Source organism: Corallincola spongiicola, assembly GCF_004284785.1.
Lineage (GTDB): Bacteria > Pseudomonadota > Gammaproteobacteria > Enterobacterales > Neiellaceae > Corallincola > Corallincola holothuriorum.
Genome location: NZ_SHLY01000001.1, coordinates 105511 through 132437, shown reverse-complemented (window position 1 = coordinate 132437; position 26927 = coordinate 105511). Strand labels below are relative to the sequence as shown.

Below are 26927 nucleotides of genomic sequence, written 5' to 3'. Positions count from 1 at the left end.
CCATGCAGTGGTGGTTGCGCTGGGCTAGCCTGCGCCTCAATCAACACCTGCGTTCACTAACTTGGCCGGCACTTGCCGGCCTTGTCGTTGGTCACGCAGTCACTTCTTATGCCTTGCTTTATTTGGCAGGCGAAACCGCATTAACCGAAAACCTCAGCCGTTATATCTACTGGTTTATGGTCACCATATCTACCGTAGGTTACGGCGATTATTCGCCAGAGAGTACCTCTGGCATGTGGGCTGTCACACTGTGGGTTATCCCCCTCGGTTTAGGTCTATTCGGTTCATTTATCGGCAAACTTGCCACTACTATCTCGCTAATGTGGGAGCAAACCATGAAAGGTGAACGTGATTTCGGGCATCTGTCTAATCACATTGTGTTGATCGGCTGGACGCCGATGCAGACACTAAAGATTATCGAACTGATACTGGGTGATAAAAATCGCCAACAACGTCAGATCCTTCTGTGCGTGACAGATGAGATGGAACACCCCTGCCCTGACCGTATTGAAGTTAACTTTATTCGCGTTGAAAGCTATTCTGAACCTAGTTCATTGCAGAGAGCTGGAATTGAAGAAGCGGATAAAGTAATAATTGATGGCGACAGTGACGAAGAGACTTTGGCCATCGCTTTAAGGGTTGGCGCATTGACTCAGCCAGATTCCACCCATGTCTGCGCTTACTTTGAAAGTGAATCGATGGCGCAACTAGTAGAAACGGCTTATCCCCATATTGAGGTCAGTACCTCACGCGAGGCTGAACTGCTGACACGTTCCATGCAAGATCCCGGCTCCAGCCGAGTATTTGAACAACTGATGAATACGCTCGACGGTGCCACGCAGTTTTCATTAACTATTCCAGTTAATGCACCGACCGCAAGTTTTGGCGAGCTATTTATCTACCTAAAACAGCAACATGATGCCACCCTGATTGCCGTGGCCGACCATAGCACTCAAGGCGAAGTGGAGATCAACCCGGCGATGAACAAACCACTCAGCTCAGGCGTAACGCTATATTATATTGCCGCCCAACGCTTAGCAGAGTCGAGCGTTAACTGGTCAGCATTAGCCCCGGAGAAAGCATCATGAGTTTTTTCAAAGATCTGTTCGGTAAAAAGAAGCAAGAGGAAGCACCCAAGCAGCCAGAAAAAGGCTTGTTTGGTTTGCACCTGGGTTGTGCCGTAGAGCTAAGCTCGTTGGATTTTCGCGTACTCGGTGACGAATTAAAGATGGAGTTTCCGGGCGACACGCAATTAATTGAAGCGATTAGCCGTACCTCTCTTGGCGCAGGGTCTTATATGCTGCGTTACTACACCAGCGACGATGCTTTTATCCAGATAAACTACAGCGGCGACGAAACTGAACATAATGTCGAAGATGTATTGCTGTTTGTTTACGATAAGAGCAACGCCATCGCAACCAAAGCGGAGTGGGAAAAAGTGATCGCCGCCGACTTTATTGGTACCCCGATCTTTCAACACAGTGACCGCGAATTCCAACGGGTATTTTTTGGCGATAACGACGGTAATGTGCCTCCCGTGGCCATGACTGAAAAGGTAGAAAACAAAGCCGGCGAACGTTATAGCGTTGATAACTTCTGTATGCTGTATGAAAGAGGCATTAACGACGATATCAACGAATTGCTATTGATTAATGCCGAGGAGAGCGGTGACAATGAGCGCATGCTTAGTTACGCCCTTGGCGTCAACCTATCACCGTCGCAATTTAGAGTGATCAGCTAAAGATAACCCAACGGCCTAGATAAACAATATCCGGTCGTTATAACACCAAGAATCAGCGTCAAATTTAAACAATTAAGGAAGCGAATAACTATGTTTATGGAATCCCTTCAGGGTTTACCTGCTTTTGCCCTCTATTTCGTCAGCGGCTACGTAATGATCCTGCTGTTTACCGCCATCTATACCAAAGCAACACCACACTGTGAATGGACCTTAATGCGCGAAAACAACAGTGCAGCGGCAGTTGCTTTTGGTCTAACCGTCGTGGGTTTCACCATCCCTGTTGCCAGTGCAGCCATCAACTCTGTGGGCGTTATCGACTTTATTATCTGGGGTGGCGTAGCCATGGTAACTCAGCTATTAACCTACTTTACTGTCCGCTTCTATATGCCGCGGTTGACTGAGCGCCTAACTGCCAATGAGCTGCCTGCGGGTGTATTCCTTGGTTGTTGCGCATTGGCAACCGGTATTTTGAACGCTGCCTGTATGACCTACTAGAGGAGCGTCAAAATGAAACGTTCCCGTACAGTCAAACTTACTCTGATGGGACTCGCTGGCGGCATGGTGACAGGCTGTAGCGAGCCACAAGAAGAGATCGTTACTTTTAAAAGTGTGGCAGAGTGCAAGGCCAGCGGCTTGTTTGAAGCCAGCGATTGCGAGTATCAATACGAAAAAGCAGTAGCGGCAAACCAACTGGAAGCACCACGCTACGATAGCCGGTACAACTGTGAAATGGACTTTGGTGCAGAGCAATGCCAGCCATCACGCAGCAGCGGCTTTTGGCAGCCCTTTATGGCTGGTTACATGATGTCGATGATCGCTCGCGATGTAGGCAATAGCCTCTATTATCGTAGCGCTTATTCACGCCCCTTATACCGTTCACGTGACGACTGGGGCATGTACCGTACCAGTAATAACTATCCGGTAGGCAGCTACGGCAGCACTGGCCGAGCCAGTAAATTACCGCGCTCTATCATGACTACCGTACCAAATAACTCCGGCCAAATTAAACGCAGTTCTGGCCAGTATGGCAAAAAAGCCGCGACGGTCAGCCGTGGTGGTTTTGGTTCTAAAACAGCTGCTCGCGGCGGCTGGGGTAGTTAGTGCTACGTATCGCCTGTGCACCGCGGCCTAATCTGCTGCAACGTGCTAACCAGTATGGGTTCGACTTTCATACCATTGATGGCGAACCCTACTGGGACGAAAACCACTACTATCAATTCACGCTCCAGCAGATTGAACGGGATCTTGAAGATCCTACCAACGAGCTAGAAGCGCTCTGCATGGATCTGGTTGAGCAAGTTGTTCGCGATGAGTATTGGCTAACAAAACTCCAGATCCCCAAGCATCAGTGGCAACTCATTCTTGATTCATGGCGCTTCAAAGAACCTAGCCTGTATGGGCGAATGGATTTTGCTTACAACGGCAACGGCCCTGCCAAGCTACTTGAATACAACGCTGATACACCAACCTCCATATACGAAGCTGCATTTTTTCAATGGATTTGGCTCGAAGATCAGGTCAAAGCGGGCACATTACTGCGTAGCACGGACCAGTTTAATTCTATCCAGGAAAAGCTGATCGCCCAGATGGCAAAGATCCCCTCTGATGGTGAAATGCACTTTGCCTGTTGTCAGGACAGTACCGAAGATCGGGCGACCGTCGAGTATCTGGAAGATTGCGCTCAGCAAGCTGGACTCGCGACACGCTTTATCTATGTCGAAGATATCGGCGTTAACACCAAAGGTCAGTTCACCGATCTCGACGACTACGAGATAAGTTGCCTGTTCAAACTCTATCCCTGGGAATGGATGCTCACGGATCCTTTCAGTGATTACTTAGCAAAATCGAAAACCCGCTTTGTCGAACCCGCCTGGAAAGCGATCCTGAGCAATAAGGGGATATTGCCCCTGTTGTGGCAGTTTCATAAAGGTCACCCCAACTTGCTGCCATCCTATTTTGAAGGTGAGCAAAAGGCCGATTTAGGCAACAGCTACTGTAAAAAGCCACTGTTTAGCCGTGAAGGCGCAAATATCTCACTGATAGAAGATGGCAAACCCACACTGGCCGTCGGCGGTGAGTACGGTGAAGAGGGCTATATCTACCAATCTCTCAGCCCCCTGCCCCGCTTTAACGAGAGCTTTACCCTCATCGGTAGCTGGGTGGTCGGCCACGAAGCTGCCGGCCTAACGATACGGGAGGATAATAGTTTGATCACCAAAGACACCAGCCGTTTTGTGCCCCATGTGATTGTTGGTTGAATACAAAATGGGTAGAACAGGTGTTCTACCTAGGTTCAGTCACGTTCATTGATTATGAAGCACTGCAACAGAAAGCCCTTTAGCAGAAGCAACAGATAAAACTTCTAAGTAGATCTTACATATCCGCTCCACAAGATCCCTTGACGTTCGCTTGTAGTAGTCGTCATTTAGAATTGGTTCAACACTATCCATTGTTCCGCTAAATCGGCTCTCAAGGGCTGCAAAGAGATCCTTAGACATCACTTTATTGATAAATCCAAAAGCCTCATTAGTTTCTGGGGAAGTCCCTAAGAGACTCATCGGTGAATAATTAAATGTTAATGTGGCAATAAGCTCTCTTACACCAAAGCAAGCGCCAATAGCCTCCAACCCAAACATAAAGGCAACACGATCAACTTCCAGCTCACTCTGGAAAATGCCGTGTTTTTGAGTGAGACAAACCAATTCGGTCAGCTTCTCCTCATCCGAGCCGATTAACTCGTTGGGATAGTCGGCTTCGTCGATAAGATAAAATGCGATATGGTCTTTCATATTAGGAAATTAAACTCACGGGTAAATAAACAGATTCAACGCTAGGCTTCCATCCTTTGCTTAAACCCAACTTAGCTAAAGCTAAAGCTGGCATAGAAAAGTAGCCATCATAACTTTGCTTAAGGTCGCCATTTTTCACTTCATCAATGTGACGTTCAACGCATTCACTAATGGCTTCTTGCCATTGAGTTTCATTATCGTGAAACAACGCCACAAGCCCACGGATCATGGGGACAACATAGACCTGCTCTTCTTTAGTTCGGGAGGGGAGTTCACACTCCTCCAACAATGCCGCCAGCTCTGTATCTAAAACTGGTTTATCTGCCAAATAGTTTTTAAGCACTGCAATATAACGCACAAGTAACCAGGGCTTCTCCTCATTCCCAGGGTAATCATATTTCAACGAATTGACCTCTGAAGCCAATCTAAGCTCTTCATCTGTTGCAAAACATATCAATACATTTAAATTTTCGTAAAAACCCCATGCACTTCGCGTTTGACCTATGGGTAAATCTAACTCTCGCAGATTATGTTTAGCCAACCCTGCACTTCCAGCGAGGGAGAAGTACTTCTTTATTTCTATAATAGGGCTCTCTTTCAAATAGCTAATGTAGCCCAGTTTATTGGCTGCTACTGTCACCCGATGCTGCCCTTTTTCTGAAGTATTTAACTCTGGGTCCGCCAACCACTTATCCATCACTCGCTGACTTCGTAGCAAATCTCTTTCTACCAATTCTAGATTGATTAAATTACTTGTAAGTTTCATAGCATTTTTCATTTTGTTTAATTAAAAGCATTCCCATTAGGAAGGGCTATTTCTTTAGCTCCGCTAGCAACCCCATTTGTCTCAATAGCTTCTAGCCCTATACCTGACACTTTTGGTGGAGGGCCAAATTCAATGGCATCAACTATATTTTGGCCTAACTCGCTGACAGCAGGGTTTGAAGAGCGCTCCATCTCAGCAGCAGTATTTTCAATCCACTCCTGCGACATTTGGTCACCCTTCTTGGCTTTTGTGCCTAACTTAGCTCCAGGCCCCTTCGCTTCAACAATAATTATTTCATTCACCGTACCATCGACATTCCGCTTAACCCAGACTTGATCAAAGCCTGTTCCTGATTCAAATCCTCTAACCATCTGTGCGTCAGGGTGATTTTGCTCCATGTAATTTGCCGCAGCCCTTTCTCCTTTAGCTTCAGTGACCTTAGCCTTATGCGCCCCAACTGTTCTGTTACTCTCTCCGCCTTCGATAGCCTCATCTCGACGCTGCTCATACTTTTCTTGGTGTTTATCAACAACTGTATGATGTTCATTCAATTTAGCGTCATGATTTGCATCGTAAATAGTCTTAGATTTCTGAGCTGTATCTATACCGCCGACCTCAGCCCCATCAGGCTTCTCGATGCGACTATCAATGCGTTGATCCGTTCTTCCCTGTTTTTTCTTAAAGCGAAGTTTTTTCTTAAGTTGTTTCGCTAACACTCTGAACAGCTGACCCAACTTCTTCAAACGAGTCAAGTAACGCATTTTGCTCGCAATAGATGCCGCCGCACCGATACCACCGGTTAACGCAGCAAGAACCGCTGTCAAAACAATTTCAAAGGCCGCACCACCAGAAAGCTCTGCCAGCTCCAACATATGCTGAGCCTTGCCGTAATCAGCTCCAAATTTTAGTAGAAGTGCTTTGGTTTCAGCATCATCATAAATAAAACTGGCAACTTCGTAGGCTTCTGCCAGCATTTCTTTTGTAATTGCAGACGGATCAAAGCCTAGCGCCTTGACGAGCGCTTCATGATTGCTGTCTTGCCAGTTATCAGCGAACGTTCCCAGCCAATCATCAGTTTCTGTGTCAAACGTTTCCCAAGCTGCAGCAAGTCCACGGCGAAGCTGTGAGGTGGGTGCCACTGCGTCATAGCCATTGTTGATAAATTCCAACATGCCGACACCGGCATTCCAAAAACCTTTAGTCCGATACCACTCAAATTTAATCGCTTTTTCGATAGGGTTTAGGGCTTGATATTCTTGTTCTAACTTAGCACTTTCCGCTCTTTCGTCGGCAAGAATGGCATCAAACGTAGTAGCGATTTGGCTACGCGTATTTTTTATCGCCGCTTCATCTGGCAGCTCACCAAACTCAACATCAACCTTACTGGGCTCTAAATCGGTAAAGTGGGCAAAGCCTTTTGCATCGAGTTTACCTTGTAAGACTTGACCGGTGGCCAGCGTGGCTTTGTAGGGTAACCCTGCCGCAGGTTTGCCATTAGGCAATGCACAATAGAGATCTAACGGTTCTAGCACCGGTGTTGTTGCAGCGGTGGCTACTTTCCCCCCCTGCGCGGTTGGCTGACTGACACCAGGCCCTGCGTTGTTGCTATTGTTCGAGGGTGACGATTTGGCCGACTTAGGCACGCTTAGCTGGCTGCTGCCCGCAGGAGGCACATCTTGCCAACGTCTGGCAGCGGCAAGTTGGTCATATCGGTTTTCTTCTCTGAATACCATCACATCGCCATGGGCGATAAGCGCAGTCAACTCTTGCGATAACTGGGCATCAGATTTTAGATGCAACAATGTCGCTTCAGGTTTAATTTGCAGATAGAGCTTGCGGATACTGAATGCCACTCCCCAGCTATCACTGTGGCTGCGTAACAATAATCCCGCATAGTAATCATCGCGCAGGTACCACAGCGCATCTTGGGGATCTTTGCCATCAAGCTGAGCGCTAGTGCAAAATATGTAACTGTTGGCAAGATTGTCGATAAGGAGCGTTTGATTAACTCTGGCGGCAACGCTCGCTGGCGTATTACTGTACATTGACACTCCTTAAAAAAAGGAGCTTGTTGCTTCGATTTGGCATTTCCTTCACATTCCCTGTGACATTCACCTGGCCCACTGCTTGGGCTGAAAATCCATTAAAATTGCTAGATTGTGAAGACTAGCACTGTCATCAGGAAATGAAAACCATCTGGAAATGTTAGCATTTGCTTAATTCAGAAAGGATTTCATCATTCAATTGGATTTCCACGATCTCAGGTAACTTGCACTATCAAGTCCACATCGACTGTTCTGCACAGTAAGAATAATTAGCTCCGCGATGCAGTAATTCATGGGTTCTGCCTGTCAAAACTACTAGGGAAAGCAAGTACCAGCTCCCTTTGCAGATAAACAGGAGGGTATAGCGATGAGCACAGCACACTATTTTGACTGGCAAAAAGAGGTGGCCGAGACGCTAAAAGATCACTATGGCGTTTCTGATGAAGTTGCAAACCATCTGCCAGCTAGCTTACTGGAACATCAATACTTTGATGACGAATTGTCGGTGGATGAAGCTGCTAAGCAGTTGATATCTGACCTAACTGCAAGTCGCTGATGCCCTGAGCGACAACAAGCGCCAGTAAGGTTACCCACTAACTTGCTGGCCTTTGCGCAGTGGCAGCCGAATCAAACCAGCGGATCTCATTTCCCTGTTGTGGTTTGTTGGGGATCAACTGGGTTAATAGCAGCGATGCCAAAGCCAACGCAGCGCCCAGATAAAACACCACTGCAGGTGACACCAACCAAACCAGCCCCAATGCCGCAGGTAAAATCACCGCTGCAATATGATTTATGGAAAAGCTCACCCCCGCCGTTGAGGCTATATCTTCCGGCGAAGCAATTTTTTGAAAGTAGGTACGAATAGCGATGGCAAATGCGAAAAACAGATGATCGAGCACATATAGAACAGCAGCTATATCAGCATCAGAAACCAGTGCATAACCGGTAAAAACCAGGAACAGGCCAACATACTCTATGGTTAGCGCGTGGCGCTCACCAATATGGCCGATCCACCGGCCAATTCGACTGGCAAAAAACAGATTAAAGAAATGGTTAAACAGAAACAGTAAGGCGATCTGCCCTGCGCTATAACCAAATTTTTCCACCATCAAGAAGCCTGCAAATACAACGAAGATCTGCCGCCGGGCACCGGAAAAAAAGGTCAGCAGGTAGAACAACCAGTAACGGCGTTTCAAAATCAGCTTTTTATGTTGTTCATGCCCATCTTGAAACTGCGGAAATGCCATCAGCATCAGTATTGCTAACAACACCGCAAAGCAACCAAACAGCAGATATACCCAGACATAAGCGACCGAAAAGTAGTCCAACAACAACCAGACACCACCAAAAGAGAGCACTGCCGCTGCACCTTTAACGGCCATCGCCTTCCCCATAAAGTGTGCGGTTTGCTCTTTTGGCAACCATTGCAGTGTTAACGATTGATTGATGGTCTCCAGATAATGGAACCCAATTGACATCAAGATCGTCGTCAAATAGAGGCCGATAGCCGCGGGGAAAAAACCGGTGATAGCCACCCCTACCCCTAGCACCAGCAGGGATACCACCGCAAAACGTTGTTCACGAATAAAGAGCAGTACAAAGACGGCTGTAAACGCTAAGAAACCAGGAACTTCGCGCAAACTTTGCAAGATGCCGATCTCTTTACCGGTAAACCCTGCCCCATCGATAGCGAAGTTATTAAGCAGTGCCAACCAAGTGGAAAATGCCACCGGCATAGCGAAGGCGATTAACAATAAAAAAGTCTGCGGCGAACGAAAGCGGTCAGTCATAGTCGATATCGATTGGCATCATAAAGAGGAGCAAACGCTATTTTAACAGAAAGAGCGACATTCTGTTGTCGTTGAAAATCGCCTCTCCCTCCCCACACACCGCTTTCCATGTTAGTTTCTATGCTCAGCACTTTGACTTTCCAGCCGCGGATAATCCATGCCTCTAGCAGCAACCCTTAAACAGTTTTTTGGCTTTGATCAGTTTCGTCCAGGTCAAGAACAGACCATATCTCAACTTTTGGCAGGAGACTCATCCTTAGCGATCTTCCCCACCGGCTCAGGAAAATCATTGTGTTATCAGCTAAGCGCGATTCACCTACCTCATTTGACCTTGGTGGTATCACCGCTATTAGCATTGATGAAAGATCAGTTGGACTTTCTTGCCAGTAAGGGGATTGCTGCTGCCAGCATCGACTCCACTCTCACGCCGGAACAGAACCAGCAGGTGATGGCCGATGTACGGTCAGGCAAATTGAAGATCCTGATGGTGTCGGTAGAGCGATTTAAGAATGAACGTTTTCGCCAGTTTATCGGCAGTGTGCCGTTGTCGATGTTAGTGGTAGATGAAGCCCACTGTATCTCTGAATGGGGTCATAACTTCCGCCCAGACTACCTCAAGCTACCCGCCTATCGGCAGCAATTGAATATCCCTTTGGTGCTGCTACTTACCGCGACCGCCACCCGCAAAGTCAAACTGGATATGGCAAGCAAATTCGCCATCGCTGAACAGCACATAGTGCAGACGGGATTCTACCGCGCCAATTTAGACCTGAGTGTCATACCCGTTGCCAGCGCAGAAAAAAACGCCCAGCTAGCACAGCAGGTACAACAACAAAATGGAGCTGGCATTGTATATGTCACACTTCAGCAAACCGCCGAACAAGTGGCTAACTATCTACAGCAGCAAGGGCTTAATGCCAGTGCTTATCATGCTGGATTTGATGATGAACGACGTAAACAGATCCAAGCAGACTTTATGGCTGGCAAGATTCAAATTGTGGTGGCAACCATTGCCTTTGGCATGGGGATCGACAAGTCAGATATACGTTTCGTTATCCACTATGATCTGCCGAAGTCGATTGAAAACTACAGCCAGGAAATAGGCCGAGCAGGACGCGATGGGCACCCTTCTCATTGCATCACGTTAGCCAATCTGGATGGAATCAATACTGTTGAGAACTTTGTATATGGTGACACGCCGGAGCTAAATGGTATTGAGTTTGTGCTTCAGAGCATTCGCGATGAAGCCCAAAATGGACAATGGGAATTACAAGTAACGGCGTTGTCGAATGCTGCAAACATTCGCCAATTACCGCTGAAAACACTGTTGGTGCAGTTAGAACTATTAGGTGTGCTAGAACCAAGTTATGCGTATTTTGCCGATTTTAAGTACAAATTTATTCAACCGAAAGAGACTGTGCTAGCGCGATTTGAAGGCGAGCGACAAGCGTTTATAAAAGCGATCATCGACAACACGAGATTTAAGAAAGTATGGGGTGAGCCGGATTTTGATGGTATTTGCCACGCGTATCAATGCCAGCGAGGCCGGATTGTCACCGCTTTGGAATACCTGCAAGAGCAGCAGTTAGTTGAGCTAGAAACTAAGAAAATGACCGAGGTATTTAACGTCAATCTATCTGCACTGGCGGCCACCGACCTGGCACAAACCCTCTATCAATATTTTGTCGACAAAGAGCAAAAAGAGATAAAACGTATTGCCGCTCTGGTACGCTTTTTTGAGCTAGACCGCTGTCTCAGTCACAACTTGTCATGTTACTTTGATGATCAGCAAGCCCCTGAACGTTGCGGGCATTGTTCCGTATGTCACGGTCACGTTGCCAAGCTCGCCTACTCGGAAACGCCTATTTGGGCTGATGAGCAGACCCTGTCAGTAATGCTAGCCGGGTTAAAGCAACATATGGCCACTCGCGCCAAGCACTCGTTAACCACAGAAACCTATTGCCGCTTTCTTGCCGGACTCAGCATCCCATTGTTTGCGCGTAACAAGGTCAGGCAATTACCCGGGTTCGGCTCATGTGAGCAATTCAGATACGCCGATATACGGGCAAAAGTGATAGCACTGCTGAATTAACGGCGTAATGTTTTATCGATTAGCATGGACAGCCGATCACCCGTTTCTATTTCAAAGTCGTCGAGAGACAAATTGATGAGATCTAAAACTTTCTCAACTTGCTCATGGGCAAGATTTTTATTTGCCATTAGATACTGCAGTTCAGGCAGGCTTTTATCGTAGCGCGGCACGACCTGCCAGCGAATAATCCCGGCATAGCGAGGTTCGAATGCCAGCTGCGCTAGCTGACAAAACCCTTCAATGTGATCGGCACCATCAGGCCCTAGGCAACCGGGCTCAACTCGGATAATAACAAGCAGCTTTCTCTCTTCTGCGACGCTCAAGCGATACTCCAAATTCGACATAGGCAAGGTACAAAACAGACCTTGAATCGGCTCATTTGGGCATACTACGAACTCATTGCAGAGAAAACTGCGCGCTCACAGGCAAATTATTAGTATTGTCGTAATAAGCGATAAGCTAATAGCAAACAGATAGACGCAGGCACCGCTAACGCAACAAACTGCCACTGGCTATATCGCAGGGTGCCTGATCGGTGTGAAATAACCAGCAGCAGAAAGCCCAACAAGCCAACGAGTTAGCTTTGATATCATGGCTCGTTCCAAAGCAGCTGCATCAATTTAAATCCAGCGACGACTAACCGCGTATAACACGAACGCGTACTGATTTACCTTTGATCTTACCCTGCTCCAGCTTACGCAGTGCAGGCTTCAATGCATCTCGGTGCACGGCGACATAAGCCCACATTGGACCCACTTTTATTTTACCCACCTGAGAGCCTTGAATACCGTTATCACCAGTCAGCGCGCCTAAGATATCACCTGGGCGGATCTTCTGTTTCTTACCGCCATCGAGCTGTAATGTCATCATCTCTGCTTGTGATGGCACTTGGCTTAACAGCTCGCGTGATGGCAACACCTCACCCTCAATGACTCGATCTAAATACTCTTCCAGTAAAGAGACTTTATACGCCTCTTTATCGGTATAGATGGAGCACGCAACGCCTTTGCTTCCCGCACGGCCGGTTCGCCCGATACGGTGAACGTGCACTTCAGCATCACGAGCTATGTGGTAGTTAAATACCGCATCCAGGGCATCAATATCCAACCCGCGGGCAGCGACATCTGTCGCCACCATGATCTTCACACTCTTATTGGCAAAACGCACCAGCGCTTGATCCCTCGCCTTTTGATCAAGATCGCCGTGTAGCGCCATCGCACTAAAACCAGCGTCAACCAAGGCATCATTCACCTCCTGGGTTTCACGCTTGGTATTACAGAAAACCACAGCCGATTCAGGATCATGTTTAAGTAACAACAACTTCAGTGCCAGTAGGCGATCATCGTTACTCGCCACCTGATAAAAGTGCTGACGAATACTGCTGTTGTCATGGGTAGATGCCGCTTGAACCAACGCCGGGGTCACCATGATCCGCTTAGCAATAGATTCGATCTGTGGCGGATAGGTCGCACTAAACAACAGGGTTTGACGATCTGCTGGTGTTTCATCAATGATGAAATCAAGCGCACTCTGAAAACCCATCTCCAGCATACGATCAGCTTCATCCAGCACTAAGGTATTCAAATCCTGTAACTTCAATAGCCCTTTACTTAGGTGCTCTTCTATCCGTCCCGGTGTGCCAACAATGATATGCGCACCGTGTTCCAAAGATCCGACCTGCGGCCCGAACGGCATACCACCGCATAAGGTCAACACCTTCACATTGTGAGTGGCGCGAGCTAAACGGCGTATTTCAACCGCCACTTGGTCGGCTAACTCGCGAGTCGGACAGAGCACCAACGCTTGAATTCGAAAACGCTTTACATCCAAACGGGACAACAGCCCCAAGCCAAACGCGGCGGTTTTACCTGAGCCAGTTTTGCCCTGCGCGATAACGTCCCTACCGGCAAGCATTAGCGGCAAGCTTTCCGCTTGAATGGGCGTCATTTGTTCATAGCCCAATGAAGATAAATTAGTCAGCTGTTGCTGGGGCAACGCCAGGGAGGCAAAGTCGAGTTCGCTCAAGGGATTATTCCTAATTGGGAAAATGAAGCTGCACTATGAGCTTCATTATCGCTGGTTTCTGTTGCAACGCGGGGTTAAACAGCGCTTTATAACGGCACATTCTATTACTATGGCGCAGACTTCGCTCAGTCTTTTTCACCAGCCGCTGAAGTTAAAAGGATTCAACAGACGAAGCACGGCATCAATACTGTGCTTCAGAGGCCGCTAGTCTCTGCACGGAGAGGCTCGCTGGCCATACGAGGTTGCGCCCAAGCTCGTCGACACAAATCGAAGATCATTAAGCCAGCGATGAGCGTCCAAAGCACAACCCAAACGATCCCCGGAATACCGGTATAACCTTTCATCGCCAGATGGTCACCCCGGTCTCCCACATACAACAGGTAGCTTGGACTGATGGCGCTTTGCAGCAGGATAAACAGCGCCAATACCTGATTGGCGAACGTCGCCCAATGCTGGTGGCGCCAGCGAAACAAACACCAGTATGTCACACCGATAAAGCCAACAATCAACAAGGTGATGGGATCTCGGGTATAGATCAGGCTACCAAGCACAAACAAACCGACAATAGCAAAATAGATCCAGCTACCGACTCTTCGGGAAACACTACTAAACTGGATCCGCGCCAAGGTATAGGCCCATAAGGAGGCCCCAGCATAACCGGAAAAAGTGACCAACCACGACCAGCCGCCACGTGAGGTAGCGAGACCGGAGCCATCAAGATGCAATGCAATAGAAACCACCTGCCCACCCGATAAAATAGCAGCGAGGCCATGACTACCCTCATGCAGCAGGGTTTCAAAATACTTTAATGGTGCACTGACCAAAGGTAGCCAGATCAGTATTAGCGCGCAAAGCAACGCAACAATCAGTTCAATACGGGGTTTTAGCATCTGTTATTTCAATAAATTAAGTCGATGAACATAAATACGGCTGAAGCAATGTAGCAGATTGTCTCCGTTCACCACTAGTCATGTTTAAGTAACAACTAAGCATGTAAACAGCGGCTATCACTTGCTAATGACAGCGGCATTCTCATACCATTCACCCCTTAACGCAGACATGGAGTCGAAATGAAAACGCCCGCCCCGCAAACTAAGTCCGACAAACCAGGCAAAAAGCCATTACCAAAGCTCGACAATAAAGATCTTTCTAAGAGCGGTTTTTGGCTTTCTCATCTGTTAACCATTCTGGCAACGGTCATTGGCGTTTACCTCGCAGCACAAGCGGGGCTTTCCCAGGCATTGATCTTCGATACGCTGCAAACCAAGCAGAACAATTACTACCTCCGCTCCTCCCTTTATGCTGAGTTAGCTGACAATACCGCCCTACTCAACGCATACAACCACGACGTTCTTAAGAAGGGAGTTTCTGTTGATACGATCAAGCTGAGAAACCCACGCTTAAGCTCCTACGTTTGGGAAAGTATGAAGTTTTCTCCCACGACGTTGGAAACCCCAACCTACTTCTTAACTCAAACGCGCCGCTTCTACGCGGACGTCAATGAGATCATCCATAAAGTAGAACAAGGTCAATATGGTAGTCAGCATGCCAGCAGCCTATTGCAGCAGCACTTAGACACTATGAACAACGAAGTGCTTCCCAAACTGCAAGCGAGCGCCACCGCACTGACAGTTGAACTGCAAAAGTACGATGTTGTCGTTGATCTTCAGGATGAGGTGAAATAATGGCAACACCAGCGCTCTGCCCTAGCTGCACGGATACCTATCTGGAGACAACCACTTGTCATGATGAGGAGTTAGACATTTGTCGTTCATGTGGCGGCCACTGGTTTGAACAAGGCGAAATGAACAAGGTGTTATCCAAAGTTGATAATGGCCAAGATCAGGTCGAATATCAGCAGCATTTAGGTGCGTCAATCGGTGTTAGTGAACGCCAGTGTCCGGATCGTCATGGCCCAATGCAAAGCCATCACCTACTCGCTGATTATCAACTGGAAATTGATATATGTGAGCATTGCGAAGGGGTATGGGTTGATAGCGATGAGCTTAACCAAGTAAAGCAGTCTCCGAAGTTACAGCAAGCACTTGGCTCGCTGAATCAAGCTCTGAGCTGGAAAAGTCGCGTATTTCAGTTTCTATCGCAGATGCCAGTCGAGTACAACATTAAGCCGAAACGTAAACCGGTCGTCACCTGGACGCTAATGGCGCTCAACTGTCTTATTTTTATGAGTTATGTTGGTAATCCAGAGTTGGCCAACCAATTGGTCTCTCTGTTTGGCAATGTGCCCGCAGCAACACTGGCCGGCGATCAATTATGGACACTGGCAAGCTGCATGTTTTTGCATGGGGATCCCCTTCACCTGCTGGGAAATATGTATTTCCTCTATGTAGTCGGTGACAATATTGAAGATGCATTAGGTCGTCGCCGCTTCATCGCGTTGTATTTTGCTCTCGGTATTTTATCCAGTCTGATCAGCGTAGTGCTTAATTGGCAGAGTGAGATCCCATCCATTGGTGCCAGCGGTGCAATAGCCGGGTTATTTGGGGTCTATTTAGTCTGGTTCCGCCATGCCAGCCTGACGTTTATGATATTTATCTATCAAAAGAAATTAGCGCCAGTTTGGTACTTCGCTATTTGGGTCGGACTAAATGTATTGGGCATGATGATTGGCGAAGGTGGTGTTGACTACTGGGCCCACATCGGCGGCTTTGTTAGCGGTTTAATCATGGGCGTTGCGCTAAAACCCTATATATTTATGCGTAACCCCTTACTGCAAATGCTGGCTCATCCAGCAGCAGTGGTTAACCGTTAGCCCCGTACTCACGGCAAAAATATGGAGGCGTTTCATTGCTGGGGCGGCTCCAATTTTAAAACCGAACCTTACCAACTTTAGTGCGCTAACTTATAGCGACGATGCGGTAGGCGATCACGGCCAACCCCACACTAAACAGGGTCAACATAGTGGCACCGGCGATTATCCGATACCGAAAACTGGTGTAGAGCAGCAGAGTCACTTTATCTAACGCCAAAAACTGCCCCCGATACCAAAACATCTCATTCAATTTTGCCAAGCGAAGCGCCGTCACTGAGCCGCCTAACACAGCAATAAAACCGACGAAGTAGACATTACATGCCAAATAAAACATAGATACCGTCTGAAACAGAGCCGATATTGCCGCACTTAGCAGCAGTAAGCCGACACCGATTAACATGGCATAACGGGCACTTCTTAACGCACTAGGTACTGCCTCTCTATTCACACATTCCATGCTATCCACCTCCGTTGGTGAGAAGTAGCGACAAAACCTAAACTCACGACTTAAAAACGCACGATGCCGACCAAGCGATAACTAGGAGGGTGATCCGTCGGTTGCAAATGCAGCAACAAACGTTGCCCTTCATAGGGTGCTTGCATGTCAAAACAGACCCAGAACACAGATGTTTCAGGATACTCACTGTGATGTGGGAAAACCGCCTGGTCGTCGGCATCACAAGCTCTGATCTTACCCGGATCGATATACTGAAGCAGACTAAACTGCGCTATCCGCGAATCATCCAGCACGGCGATGTCAACAACATCATTTTCTACGCAGGCTTGTGGTGTTACTTGGTTATCACTGGCACAGCGATGAACCGCACTAGCCAGGAACATCGCACCGTAATACTGCGGCTCGGGAAACTCCAGATCGACTGACGGATGAAAGGCGAGTTCGGCGTCCTGATGCTGATCACAACCGGATAGCAGGAGCAGCAATCCCACCACCAACCCTATCAATAAGAGATCATAGCTGTGATGGCTAAGTGGTTTATGGCCCATATAAAAACTGCTCCCTAAGTTATCCTGAGTTCAACTTACTATGCCATGCAGCGCCAAACAGTGTCTCAGCTAAACTCTGCAGCAAAACCAACTAAAGGCTTTAACGATTGGCTGAAACAGATGGGGCAAAAGTACAGTAACGCCATTGGAATGCACGATCTGTAATATGTACGTCAGCAAATTGGTGATATATTTAATTTATTCCTCGGTATCATAGCGTCAGGCTAAAACACCGGTTCTACCATGAACGAATTACGCTATCTAAACGGCTATCCGCCCGAAGTACTTGGGCAAGTCGAAAAATTGATTAAAAACGGTCAATTAGCTACGTGGATAGAAAACAAATATCCCACACTGCACGATCTAAAAACTGAAAAGTCGCTATACAACTATACGCTCGCGATTAAAAACCAGTTCCTGAAAAAATCCGCTCCACTAAGTAAAGTCATTTACGATCCCAAAATCCATCTGGTCAATCATGCTCTGGGCTTACACACGTTTGTTTCACGGCAACACGGCAAAAACCTGAAAGCCAAAAATGAGATACGGATCTCCAGCCTGTTTCGCAACGCACCGGAGCCACTGTTAAGAATGCTGGTGGTACATGAGCTAGCACATTTGAAAGAAAAGGAGCATAACAAAGCCTTTTACGCGCTTTGTTGTCATATGGAGCCCGATTACCATCAGCTGGAATTTGACGCCCGCTTATATCTGACTTATCGGGAATTTAATGAATAGAATAAATCGACGCTAACTACCCGTAACGTCCGCACTGTATTCGAACCAAAACTCCGGTTTATGATGATGATAGCCTTGGGCGTAATCCACCCCTATTGATGACAGGTAGTGCTGCGCGCTCTCAGTTTCTACAAACTCTGCCACGGTCTTCTTACCCATCTCTTTCGCCAAACGGTGCATCGTTTCCACAAACACTTGATTCAAGCGGTTGTCGCAGATGTTACGAATAAACACTCCATCAATTTTAAGGTTGTGCACCGGCAGTTGCTGTAGATAGCTGAACGATGATAGCCCGCTACCAAAGTCATCCAATGAAAACTCACAGCCAATCGCTGTCATCTGCTCAATAAAGGCGATAGCGGCGCTTAGGTGAGTGATCGCATAGGTTTCCGTTATCTCAAAGCCGATGCGTTGCGGTGCTACCTGATATTTTTCCAACATGGCATGAACAAAAGAGATGATCCCTTTATCGCCGAGGGTCACACCCGACAGGTTGATACTGTAATGACTACTACTATCGCCGATGTCCTTTGCTATCGCAGCAAATGTTGCTTCAATCACCCAGTGGTCAACCTGGCTGATTAAGCCGTATTTCTCAGCCGCAGGTATGAATTTATCAGGCGTCAGAAGAGAGCCGTGATGATCGATTAACCGCACTAGCACTTCGTAACGTGACGCTTGTGATGCATCGCTCAAAGCTCTTAGGCGCTGGCGATAAAGCTGCAAACGATTGTCATTAAGTGCTGCTCGCAGCTCGCGAACAACATTCATCTCTTGTGCATGCTGTGATAACGCGACATCGTCACTGTGGTAAAGCTGTACTCGATTACCGCCTTTCGATTTCGCAAGGCGAACAGCTTGTGCCAAGGCATTAAATACCTCCTCACTACCTAACTGTTGCCCATCTAAAACGAAAGCGCCAACGGAGGCTGACAAAGAAAGATCGGGTGCGATGTGGGTGAAGTCGAACTGTTCGATCTGCTGCCTAACCTTTTCGGCAAAGCCATGAGCCAGTTCATGATGCAATTCCGGCAACATCACAGCGAACTCATCGCTGCTAAGTCGACTTATTTTTGCCTGAGCTGGTAGCTGTCGCCGCAGGGCAAAAGAGAGCAAATTAAGGCAGCTATCTCCAGCGCTGTAACCAAAACTGTTATTCACCAATTGAAACTGGTCGATGTCGATGAGCAACACCACACCTTCCATCATCAGTTGGCCACTGTGCTGCGCAATAAACGCTGCTAACTGTCCCTCAAAAGTTGCACGATTCATGGTCCCTGTGAGCTCATCGTGGGAGGTCTTAAAGCTCAACTCTTTTTCCATAATCCGTTGTTTGTAGAGGCGCCGGCGCTGGGCCTGATAGAATAGATATACGAAACCGGTAGTCACTCCCCAAAGCAATAACGCTTGTAGAATGCTTTCCAAGTAAACTCGCGCGTTATATTCAGGAGCCAAACGAATAGCCAACTGCCAACGCGTCCCCGGAATGGGCTTGAGGAAATCAAATTGATGCACCTCTTCCCCACTCATATAGATCGACTGATCATGACTTTTTTCAAGCGAGATCTCTGTACCAAACTCAATCTTGCCGGACTGGTCACTACGCATCAAAAACAGCTGCTGATAGGGAAGTTGGTGCTGGGTTAATATCCTCTCTAATACCGCAGGGTCAAAAGCAACAAAAAGAAACAGACCGGCCTGTTTATCAACAAGTAAGGGTTGCAACAGGTCATAGTGAAAACCATTCGGGCTGCGATGCAGAAACAGGTTCTCCTGACTGCCTCGCAGCAAGGTATCATCAATCTCTTCTCTACAGTCAGGCAAAAATTCCCCTGTGAACTGTGACAACACCCCCTTTCCTGAACTGTCGACAATGGCAAATAAGCGCACATCATCGACCTCTTCACGCAGCTGCGTTAACAGCTCCATGTACTCATCTTTCGAGGTCTGATTACCGGATAGAACCAACTGGGCCAACGCTGATGCGTGGCGAAATTGAAACTGGTCAATCGTTAAGCGAAGTTGCGTGAGGTGTTCCTGATACTCAGCCAAGACACTTTTAGTGACCGAATCCATCAGGGATTTTTGATAATTATAATGAAGCTGAATGGAAGAAAGCGCGCCCCAGATAACCAATATCAATAACATGATACTGGTTAAAAAAACGATCCATTTAGACTCAGCCAGTGCTCGGCTGCGATCATTGTCCTTTATGACATTCGCCAATTTCATTGCTCCATCAACTCATTAGAAGCTAACAGAGGCAAAAGTTTTACGTCAAGCTCAATATTGAAAATCAACCACTTGCATGGCTAATAGCGTGGATAATAATGGTCTGAAATGCCAACTCAACTCCCACGCACGAAGCATTATTCATCTGGCTCGGACTTATCACCGACCCAGCCCAGAAGATCCTTAATCACCGACCAACGAGGTGGTCGATGTTTGGCACCGCCGCCAAGGATCCAAAACTCATACTGTTGGCCAATAAAATCATTAGATTGCTGGATATCCAACCAATCATCCAGATAACTCAACAAATCATTATTCGAACGATTGAGGGCATAGGCAACAGGCACCCTCTTCTTCGCGTTAGTCGGGATCCAGACGCCAAATTCTGGATAAAGCACGGTCCAGGCATAGCCAGCCTCAGCACTAACCAACAAAGCATCATAAGTGCCCTCTTTTGCTTCGAAAAATTGCTCGTAATCTTTCAGCATAACCACTTCAGCATTTGGGTAGGCTCTGTTGATATGCTTGACGATGTCCGAATGATCTAATGTGGCAATCACCAACTTGGTTTGTTTCTTCAATAATTCGGGATCGGAAAGAACACTTAACTCATGATCTCTTCCGACGACCGCCACATGAAGTTGTAGCACGGGATCTGTAAACGACATATCGGCAATACGCTCGGCTGTCATCGCCAATCCTGACATCGCAATATCATAAAATCCACGCCCTAATTCGATGGGCAGCTTATTGTAATCGAGTGGTACAAAACGGATCTCGACGCCAAGATCGCTGGCCAACTGATGCGCTAGCGAGATATCAAATCCCACCAACTCCCCATTAGCGTTGAAATAAGAGAACGGCACATTCTTCGGATGAAAACCAACACGAAGAATATTACGCTGCTTTATCTGCGCGACCGTTGTTTTAGAGAAACGACCGGTTTCATAAAGCTTTGGTAACTCTGCATACACTTTTTCAGGTACCTGCCCGACCATCTTCATCTCTGCAACTAATGAACTTTGGGTGTACTGGTCCTCAACAAATGGGGCGGTAATCAATCGATTTAACAGCAGTGTCGCAACAAAACCACCCGCAAGAATTCCTAAATAAAATAGCCCCCGCATCAAGGTGATCCGTAGCTGGTTCTGTACCATAGTGATGGTGATTAGAACCAACACGACCAAATTCAGCGCCGCTACCATGGAATTAAACCGCGAAGTAATAACATTACTGATCAAAAACAGTTGATACAGATCCGCAGGCACTTCCAGCAGATTAAGCATAAAGGGTACGGCAACCTGAACGCTGCCAAAGAGAGTAAACAGGCCAGAAATAGAGGTCATCGTCGCTAAAGAAAAGGGCGGCTCTTTATCAACAAACCAAGCAGCGAACAGAACAAACAAGATAACGGTCAACTTGCCCAAATTAGGAAAAGTAAACGCGACAGGCATGGTCACACCGATCAACTTATCGGTCTCTTCTGTCGCTAAGCCTCTGGCATGAAAAATATTTTTACACTGTTCGGTTAAGACTGGCAGTAAGATCAGGATATTACCGGTGGCAAAAGCGGTGATCAGTGAATCTCGACTGATAGTCATCACTTCTCTGTAGGTAAACGGCGTTAGCGCACTCAAGGTAAATGGTAGCAAGACAAAGGTCAGAAAAAGACACAGCACCATATAGGAGATAAGAAACACCTGTAGCGAACTGAACTCCTCCAATGTCATGGTACCGGCGGCCGCGGCAGTACTGGCAAAGACACCTATAGGCAGAATCTTCACTATCATGCCGGTCATTTTACTCAGCGCAGTCACGGAGGTTTCAGTCAGCGACATAAAGGCTTGCTTGTTTTGTATGCGAATAAGCGCCACACCAAACAGCATGCAGAAGATAACAACAGCAGGAACGTAGCCTTCCGCTAATGAATGAAAAGGATTTGAAGGTATATACAGCTTCATGTAGTCGGGGCTTGGAGGCACTTCCAGCACACTGGCCGAGAAAAACGAGGCATTTAGCTGTTCAGGGAAAGAAAGCGGCAATAATAAAATCACCAATAAACCCAGAACCCATAAAAGAACCAATACAATACTCGTTTTACTGAATAGTAGTTTGGCATGGCCAGTGGTTAACGAGCCAACCCCGTATAACAACGACATAACCATATAAGGCAACACAGTGGCTTGCAGTAGAAAAATAACAGCGCTCCCCAGCCACTGCATCCAACCCACCATTTCACCAAAAAACAATCCGGTAAACAGACCAGCAATTAGGCCAATAAAGATCCAACTGGAGCCACCTTTCAGCTTTATTTTTGGTTTCCGTAACTTGAAGTGAAACTTGGGTTTGCGGAGCCGCCCCATAAATCAGATCATCCTTAAATAGATAGATATCGCAGAGTAATTATACTGGCTACTCACTGCTGTGTGACTGAAACTATTGAAAAACATTAAGATCAGGTGTTACTCCCGTTAATCTTAACCGCTTCAGCGCATCTTTTTAGGCGATAAGTTGGACACTACTGCCTTTTGGCGTTGCAACTACATCAAGCCGCATCGCCATCTGCTCTTTCAGTTCACTGACATGACTGATGATACCAATCATACGTCCACTGTGTTGCAGATCCACCAAAGTACGTACAGCCAGATCCAATGACTCGGGATCAAGACTACCAAAGCCTTCGTCGATAAACAGGGTGTCTAACTTAATCCCCCCGGAATAGCTCTGTACCACATCAGACACACCCAAAGCTAAGGCAAGCGCAGCCAGAAAGCTCTCGCCGCCAGACAGTGTCGCTACCGAACGAGTCTTGCCCGAATAAGCATCTTCTACCTCCAACTCAAGTCCTGAGGCGCGATTGCCTTTACTACGGTCTTCTTTTCGCAGCAACAAATAGCGGCCTTTGCTCATCAGTTGCAGGCGGTGTGATGCCTGAATGAGCACATCATCCAATAAAACACTCAAAACAAAACGCTGCAGGCTGATCTTGTTACCTGTCTGACCATTAGCTACATCACTAAGCGTACCGTAAATCTCATATTGCGCTTCCAGCGCTTGGTTTGTCAGGTGAGCGGCCTGCAGGTTTTTCAGCGTATGATCGAGTGAAGTGAGGCGCGCATGCAGCGTACTTGCTCGCTGATCAGTTTCTCTGTACGTCTGCTGGCACAGGGCTAATTGTTGCGTTAATACCTCTAGTTGCGGTGTTGCCTGCCCATCTAACTCTTCCGCTAACTGCTTGACCTGTCCTTGAAGTTCACTGAAACGAAGTTGATATGTTTCGATCGTCAGCTTTATAGCTTGCAGCTCATCACTTGCTAAACGGGCTTGTTGAAAAGCGTTTTCATCTGCAAAACCTGAGTTGCTAAGCGCCGAATGCCATGCCTGCACACGCTGCTGCTGTTTCGCTCTGCTTTCATCTAGCTGTTGTTGCAAACGCTTATCTCCCTCACCGGCTTTGTCCAGCGCAGAGCGCGCCTGGTCACGTGCCAGTGTCGCTTGTTGCAGCGCCAGCTCTAATGCTTGCCATTGCTTTTCAAACCGGGTGATCTCAGCTTCCAAAGCACCGTTAGCCCGAAAATGCTCCGGTACCTCGGTTTCCAAGCGCCGCAGCTCAGCGACGGCCACGGCAACAGCTTTTTGTGCATCCGCGCTTTGTTGCTGGAGTTTAAGCTGCTCGCTTTCCAAGCCGGTCAATTGCTGATGCAATGCTTCAATCTGTCTCTGGCGCTGCGCTAATTGCTGTTGGCATTGTAGTAATCTATCAACATCAGCAGATAACTGAGCAAGCTCCTCGTCCAGCTGAACTAACGATTGCTCTGCAAATTCAGCTAGCTGCAATTCCACCGCCAGTACCTGTTGATTGAGCCCCTTCCAGACCTGCTGTAACTCGGTATATCTGTTTTCTGCCTGCTGTAACAGCCCCTGTTGGTCGTTCACCCGACGCCGCGCCTGTTCAACTTGCTCATGTGTCACTAACGCAGAACCATCATCCGTCATCGCCCGATGAGCGGGTAGCGGATGCTCTTTGCTACCACATACCGGACATGGTTCGCCAACCCCCAACTGCGCCGCTAAGAGGGCCGCCTGACCGCTGTGCCATTGCATTTCTATCGCGGCCATGTCGCGTGCTAAACGCGCTGACTCTTGTTGCAAAGTTTGCTTTTCCAGCAGCGCTTGCTTACCGCTCATCTCTGCCTGCGCTCGTTGCTGACGCAACTCATCTAATGCAACCCGGTGATCGCGCTGCTGCTTGAGCGTGGTTTGTCTGACCTGTAACTCCGGCATCCGCATGAGCTGCTGCTGCGCGGTTACATTCAGTTGTTCCAATTCGGAGAGTTGCCGTTTGCTGTCAACGAGCACCTGCTGAGCTTGAAGGTAAGTGTTTTCACTCGCTTCTGCAGCTTGCTGTGCAGAAGACCAACGCAAGCGTGCTTGACCTAAGTTAACCACTTGCGTTTGCAAACGAGCTAACTCATTTTGCTGGTTTTTCAGCTCATCAACCTGTTTGGCATTCTCTATCGCACGCTCGTAGCGAGTCGACGCCTGCTGATAAGTTGTCGTCGCCTGCGATAGGGAATGCTTTGCTTCTTCCCTAACCAGCAATAAGCTGTTTAATTCGCGTTCAGCCTCCACTACCGGCGTATAAATTGGATTGATCTGCTCCGCTTGCTCCGCCAGCAAGCATTGCTGCTTTAATCCTTCAATCTGCTCAGCCTGAACTTCGGCCTGAATAAGCTCTTGTTTTCTTTGCTGATAACGCTGAAAGCGTTCAGTTAGATTTTTACCCGCCTCAAGGGCATTCTGCGCCCCCAATTGTTGGTCAAATGCTCGCTTTTTCTTCTGTTCTGCTTCCTGCAACTGTGGTGCAAGCGCATTACGTTCAGCATTGAGAGCCTGTTCCGAGTCAACACCGGCGTTTTCCAAGATCCCTTTGATTTTATTTCGATGGGCTTCAGCATCACGGCGGATAGCACTGGCTTTGATCTTCAAGCTATCTTCTATCTTGCGATAGATCTGCGTCTGGAATAGCTGACTAAAAATAGCTTCCCGGCTCTTGGAGTCGGCGAGTAAGAGTTCACGAAATTTTCCTTGCGGCAATACCATCACCTGACGAAACTGCTCAACACTTAGTCCGGTAATGTCACGAATGGCATCATTAACTTCACCGACCTTCTTACTCACTAATAACGTCCAAGCTGTGCTTGCGTTTGCTGAGTCATCGGTACAGTGCAGCCATAAATTCGCTTCGGCCGCTTGCGTTGTCGTACCCTCGCCTCTGGCTTTTGGTCTCTCTTGTTGCGGCTTACGTTGCACCCGATACCGCTTTTCAGCCAGTTCGAACTCCAGCGTCAACTCTGTGGCTAGCTCAGGATCGGCATGGTCACAACGCATTTGCGCCGACTCACGTTCGGCGCCTGTGGTTTGCCCATAAAGCGCCACACAGATCGCATCCAAAATAGTGCTTTTACCGGCACCGGTGGGGCCATTTATCAAAAACAAAGCATTATCGCCAAACGCACTGAAATCAACGATTTCAGTGGCAGAAAACGGCCCGAACGCCTGCATCGTCAGCATTAATGGCTTCATCGGTTTGCCTCGTCTTGATGCAACTGCTTAATCACTGTTTGTAAGGCTTGATCCTGTTCGCCTGTCAGTTCGTTGCCGTGCACTTGCTGAAAGAAATCACGAAACATCGACAGCTCACTTTGCCGCAATTTTTCTCGCTGCAAGGCTTGCTCATTGTCACTGCGCGCCTGCAACATCCGTTTCTCTAAATGCAGCACATTTGGATAAACCGCACGTAGCTTACCCATGGGATCAAGAATGGCGTGGGTATCAGTCAACCGCACCATCAGATAGTCGTCACTATGGGGATCGGTTTTTCCTTGCGCAATTAACACGTTCAGCTCCCCTTCAATGATCCGCATATCACGCAAGGGCTGTAACGGTATAAGCTCAACGTGAGCAGCACCGGCCTCATCAATACTGACCAATGAAATGCTTTTATTCTGATTTTGCTCAGAAAAACTATATTTAAGTGGTGAGCCTGAATAGCGAATATGTTCAGCCCCCTGCTTTTGCGGACCATGCAGGTGACCCAGCGCGGTGTAATTGAAAGCAGAAAAGTGACTGGCTGAGACCTGTTCAGCCCCACCAATGGACAGAGGACGTTCAGATTCACACCCGGTGCCGCCAGCCACGAAACAGTGAGCAATCACAACTGATGGCAACTGTTTATCCCGTGCTGCATCAAGTTGCGCCATTAAATAGGCCATCGCTTGATCATGAGTTTTCAACTGAGCACTAGCCTCGTCGTTAAAAGCATCCCTCACCTGCTCAGGATCACAGTACGGCAAACCGAAAAACTGCACTGTGCCCGCCGTTGCGCTGTGCAGCAACACGGGTGTGGTTAACAAGCCAAGATCGCCCATGATGTGCAAACCAGACTGGCGTAACTGGTTAGCAGCAAAACGTAAACGCTGGGCACTGTCGTGATTGCCGGAAATCATCAGCACTGGCAGCTGCAATTCATGGCACAGTTTATCGAGTACCTCATCCAACAACGCCACGGCATTAGCAGGTGGTACTGAACGGTCATATATATCACCGGCCACAATCACTGCATCTACATGCTCTCGTTCGGCAATATCCACTATCTGTTGCAAAATATGACGCTGATCTTCCAACAGCGACGCATTATGAAACTGCCGCCCTAAATGCCAGTCTGAGGTATGAATAAACTTCAAAAGAGAATCGCTCCAGCAACCAAGGTTAACAACGGCGTAGGCGCATTATCTGTAGCGAGCACACAAAAACAGCACACCATCTGCATATAGAGTTTTCATTGTATTCAATAGCTAATAGCTATCCTACAGCCAATTAACGAAAGATGACTTAAAACGCCCAAAGTTAGCCGATAACATAGCAACAA

At 47.7% G+C, this 26927-nt stretch carries 23 protein-coding genes; 10 read left to right on the top strand and 13 right to left on the bottom strand.

Translation table 11 applies throughout. The features are described 5' to 3' along the window. Positions 1-2 precede the first annotated feature (2 nt). The 5 genes from EXY25_RS00630 (at position 3) to EXY25_RS00610 (ending at position 3999) form a co-directional block, all read left to right on the top strand. Positions 3-1088 (top strand): potassium channel family protein, encoded by a 1086-nt coding sequence (locus EXY25_RS00630; RefSeq protein WP_130565348.1) that lies wholly within the window; start codon positions 3-5, stop codon positions 1086-1088. Further along, positions 1085-1741 carry a YjfK family protein gene (locus EXY25_RS00625; RefSeq protein WP_130565347.1) on the top strand — a complete coding sequence of 219 codons (657 nt, stop codon included), beginning with the start codon at positions 1085-1087 and terminating at the stop codon, positions 1739-1741. Before EXY25_RS00630 ends, EXY25_RS00625 begins: the two co-directional genes overlap by 4 nt. A 90-nt stretch (positions 1742-1831) precedes the next feature. Beyond that, a complete protein-coding gene (locus tag EXY25_RS00620; RefSeq protein WP_213014108.1) occupies positions 1832-2236 on the top strand; it encodes a DUF350 domain-containing protein in 405 nt (134 codons plus the stop codon). Between the two features lie 12 nt (positions 2237-2248). Continuing rightward, the gene (locus EXY25_RS00615) at positions 2249-2842 is read left to right on the top strand and encodes a DUF1190 domain-containing protein (RefSeq protein WP_114338493.1); all 594 of its coding nucleotides are present in this window, start codon (positions 2249-2251) and stop codon (positions 2840-2842) included. After that, on the top strand, positions 2842-3999 hold the full coding sequence (locus EXY25_RS00610) for a glutathionylspermidine synthase family protein (protein WP_130565346.1): 1158 nt from the start codon (positions 2842-2844) through the stop codon (positions 3997-3999). Before EXY25_RS00615 ends, EXY25_RS00610 begins: the two co-directional genes overlap by 1 nt. Positions 4000-4044: 45 nt before the next feature. Here the strand turns inward: EXY25_RS00610 and EXY25_RS00605 are convergent, their stop codons facing one another. Genes EXY25_RS00605 through EXY25_RS00595 form a run of 3 tightly spaced genes read right to left on the bottom strand, consistent with a single transcriptional unit; the run spans position 4045 to position 7341 of the window. After that, positions 4045-4530: a hypothetical protein gene (locus EXY25_RS00605; protein ID WP_130565345.1), complete on the bottom strand. Its 486-nt coding sequence runs from the start codon at positions 4528-4530 to the stop codon at positions 4045-4047. Between the two features lies 1 nt (position 4531). Next, on the bottom strand, positions 4532-5296 hold the full coding sequence (locus EXY25_RS00600; protein WP_165419208.1) for an Imm49 family immunity protein: 765 nt from the start codon (positions 5294-5296) through the stop codon (positions 4532-4534). 17 nt (positions 5297-5313) lie between these two features. After that, complete coding sequence (locus EXY25_RS00595; RefSeq protein WP_130565343.1) at positions 5314-7341, bottom strand: hypothetical protein; 2028 nt, start codon at positions 7339-7341, stop codon at positions 5314-5316. A 367-nt stretch (positions 7342-7708) separates the two neighbouring features. Here EXY25_RS00595 and EXY25_RS00590 point away from each other — a divergent pair, with 367 nt between their 5' ends. Beyond that, positions 7709-7897: a hypothetical protein gene (locus EXY25_RS00590; RefSeq protein WP_114338488.1), complete on the top strand. Its 189-nt coding sequence runs from the start codon at positions 7709-7711 to the stop codon at positions 7895-7897. Positions 7898-7934: 37 nt separating this feature from the next. Here EXY25_RS00590 and EXY25_RS00585 read toward each other — a convergent pair whose 3' ends face one another. Next, positions 7935-9131, bottom strand: a complete 1197-nt coding sequence (locus tag EXY25_RS00585; RefSeq protein ID WP_130565342.1) for an MFS transporter — start codon at positions 9129-9131, stop codon at positions 7935-7937. Between the two features lie 157 nt (positions 9132-9288). On the opposite strand from EXY25_RS00585, the gene EXY25_RS00580 reads away from it, so the two are divergent. Next, the gene (locus EXY25_RS00580) at positions 9289-11223 is read left to right on the top strand and encodes a RecQ family ATP-dependent DNA helicase (RefSeq protein WP_130565341.1); all 1935 of its coding nucleotides are present in this window, start codon (positions 9289-9291) and stop codon (positions 11221-11223) included. Here the strand turns inward: EXY25_RS00580 and EXY25_RS00575 are convergent. The 3 genes from EXY25_RS00575 to EXY25_RS00565 all read right to left on the bottom strand — a co-directional run bounded on the left by EXY25_RS00575 (position 11220) and on the right by EXY25_RS00565 (position 14138). After that, the gene (locus EXY25_RS00575) at positions 11220-11546 is read right to left on the bottom strand and encodes a hypothetical protein (protein ID WP_233496479.1); all 327 of its coding nucleotides are present in this window, start codon (positions 11544-11546) and stop codon (positions 11220-11222) included. The two genes, EXY25_RS00580 and EXY25_RS00575, sit on opposite strands and share 4 nt — an antisense overlap. A gap of 313 nt (positions 11547-11859) precedes the next feature. Continuing rightward, entirely contained in the window at positions 11860-13248 is a 1389-nt protein-coding gene (dbpA, locus tag EXY25_RS00570) for an ATP-dependent RNA helicase DbpA (protein ID WP_114338484.1), read from the bottom strand. 194 nt (positions 13249-13442) lie between these two features. Beyond that, positions 13443-14138, bottom strand: coding sequence for a M50 family metallopeptidase (locus tag EXY25_RS00565; RefSeq protein WP_130565340.1), 696 nt, complete (start codon positions 14136-14138; stop codon positions 13443-13445). A 180-nt stretch (positions 14139-14318) separates the two neighbouring features. Between EXY25_RS00565 and EXY25_RS00560 the strand changes: the two genes are divergently transcribed. After that, a complete protein-coding gene (locus tag EXY25_RS00560) occupies positions 14319-14933 on the top strand; it encodes a hypothetical protein (RefSeq protein ID WP_130565339.1) in 615 nt (204 codons plus the stop codon). Next, the gene (locus EXY25_RS00555; protein WP_130565338.1) at positions 14933-16021 is read left to right on the top strand and encodes a rhomboid family intramembrane serine protease; all 1089 of its coding nucleotides are present in this window, start codon (positions 14933-14935) and stop codon (positions 16019-16021) included. Before EXY25_RS00560 ends, EXY25_RS00555 begins: the two co-directional genes overlap by 1 nt. 85 nt (positions 16022-16106) lie before the next feature. Here the strand turns inward: EXY25_RS00555 and EXY25_RS00550 are convergent, their stop codons facing one another. Then, positions 16107-16478, bottom strand: coding sequence for a hypothetical protein (locus EXY25_RS00550; RefSeq protein WP_130565337.1), 372 nt, complete (start codon positions 16476-16478; stop codon positions 16107-16109). A gap of 50 nt (positions 16479-16528) precedes the next feature. Further along, entirely contained in the window at positions 16529-17026 is a 498-nt protein-coding gene (locus EXY25_RS00545) for a hypothetical protein (protein WP_130565336.1), read from the bottom strand. A gap of 243 nt (positions 17027-17269) precedes the next feature. Here EXY25_RS00545 and EXY25_RS00540 point away from each other — a divergent pair, with 243 nt between their 5' ends. Continuing rightward, positions 17270-17764 carry a M48 metallopeptidase family protein gene (locus EXY25_RS00540; RefSeq protein ID WP_114338478.1) on the top strand — a complete coding sequence of 165 codons (495 nt, stop codon included), beginning with the start codon at positions 17270-17272 and terminating at the stop codon, positions 17762-17764. 12 nt (positions 17765-17776) lie between these two features. On the opposite strand, the gene EXY25_RS00535 is transcribed toward EXY25_RS00540, so the two are convergent. From EXY25_RS00535 to EXY25_RS00520, 4 genes are all read right to left on the bottom strand, one after another. After that, positions 17777-19990, bottom strand: a complete 2214-nt coding sequence (locus EXY25_RS00535; protein WP_165419207.1) for an EAL domain-containing protein — start codon at positions 19988-19990, stop codon at positions 17777-17779. Positions 19991-20133: 143 nt separating this feature from the next. Beyond that, the gene (locus EXY25_RS00530; RefSeq protein ID WP_130565334.1) at positions 20134-22359 is read right to left on the bottom strand and encodes a cation:dicarboxylate symporter family transporter; all 2226 of its coding nucleotides are present in this window, start codon (positions 22357-22359) and stop codon (positions 20134-20136) included. 136 nt (positions 22360-22495) lie between these two features. Next, positions 22496-25582: an AAA family ATPase gene (locus tag EXY25_RS00525; RefSeq protein ID WP_130565333.1), complete on the bottom strand. Its 3087-nt coding sequence runs from the start codon at positions 25580-25582 to the stop codon at positions 22496-22498. Continuing rightward, a complete protein-coding gene (locus EXY25_RS00520; protein WP_130565332.1) occupies positions 25579-26742 on the bottom strand; it encodes an exonuclease SbcCD subunit D in 1164 nt (387 codons plus the stop codon). The genes EXY25_RS00525 and EXY25_RS00520 overlap by 4 nt, the downstream gene beginning before the upstream one ends. Between the last annotated feature and the right edge of the window lie 185 nt (positions 26743-26927).

Excerpts from the sequence above, each read along its gene's own strand:
- EXY25_RS00630 (WP_130565348.1), top strand. The coding sequence starts at position 3 with ATGCAGTGGTGGTTGCGCTGGGCTAGCCTGCGCCTCAATCAACACCTG.
- EXY25_RS00625 (WP_130565347.1), top strand. The coding sequence starts at position 1,085 with ATGAGTTTTTTCAAAGATCTGTTCGGTAAAAAGAAGCAAGAGGAAGCA.
- EXY25_RS00620 (WP_213014108.1), top strand. The coding sequence starts at position 1,832 with ATGTTTATGGAATCCCTTCAGGGTTTACCTGCTTTTGCCCTCTATTTC.
- EXY25_RS00615 (WP_114338493.1), top strand. The coding sequence starts at position 2,249 with ATGAAACGTTCCCGTACAGTCAAACTTACTCTGATGGGACTCGCTGGC.
- EXY25_RS00605 (WP_130565345.1), bottom strand. The coding sequence starts at position 4,530 with ATGAAAGACCATATCGCATTTTATCTTATCGACGAAGCCGACTATCCC.
- EXY25_RS00600 (WP_165419208.1), bottom strand. The coding sequence starts at position 5,296 with ATGAAACTTACAAGTAATTTAATCAATCTAGAATTGGTAGAAAGAGAT.
- EXY25_RS00595 (WP_130565343.1), bottom strand. The coding sequence starts at position 7,341 with ATGTACAGTAATACGCCAGCGAGCGTTGCCGCCAGAGTTAATCAAACG.
- EXY25_RS00590 (WP_114338488.1), top strand. The coding sequence starts at position 7,709 with ATGAGCACAGCACACTATTTTGACTGGCAAAAAGAGGTGGCCGAGACG.
- EXY25_RS00585 (WP_130565342.1), bottom strand. The coding sequence starts at position 9,131 with ATGACTGACCGCTTTCGTTCGCCGCAGACTTTTTTATTGTTAATCGCC.
- EXY25_RS00580 (WP_130565341.1), top strand. The coding sequence starts at position 9,289 with ATGCCTCTAGCAGCAACCCTTAAACAGTTTTTTGGCTTTGATCAGTTT.
- EXY25_RS00565 (WP_130565340.1), bottom strand. The coding sequence starts at position 14,138 with ATGCTAAAACCCCGTATTGAACTGATTGTTGCGTTGCTTTGCGCGCTA.
- EXY25_RS00560 (WP_130565339.1), top strand. The coding sequence starts at position 14,319 with ATGAAAACGCCCGCCCCGCAAACTAAGTCCGACAAACCAGGCAAAAAG.
- EXY25_RS00555 (WP_130565338.1), top strand. The coding sequence starts at position 14,933 with ATGGCAACACCAGCGCTCTGCCCTAGCTGCACGGATACCTATCTGGAG.
- EXY25_RS00550 (WP_130565337.1), bottom strand. The coding sequence starts at position 16,478 with ATGGAATGTGTGAATAGAGAGGCAGTACCTAGTGCGTTAAGAAGTGCC.
- EXY25_RS00545 (WP_130565336.1), bottom strand. The coding sequence starts at position 17,026 with ATGGGCCATAAACCACTTAGCCATCACAGCTATGATCTCTTATTGATA.
- EXY25_RS00540 (WP_114338478.1), top strand. The coding sequence starts at position 17,270 with ATGAACGAATTACGCTATCTAAACGGCTATCCGCCCGAAGTACTTGGG.
- EXY25_RS00530 (WP_130565334.1), bottom strand. The coding sequence starts at position 22,359 with ATGGGGCGGCTCCGCAAACCCAAGTTTCACTTCAAGTTACGGAAACCA.
- EXY25_RS00525 (WP_130565333.1), bottom strand. The coding sequence starts at position 25,582 with ATGAAGCCATTAATGCTGACGATGCAGGCGTTCGGGCCGTTTTCTGCC.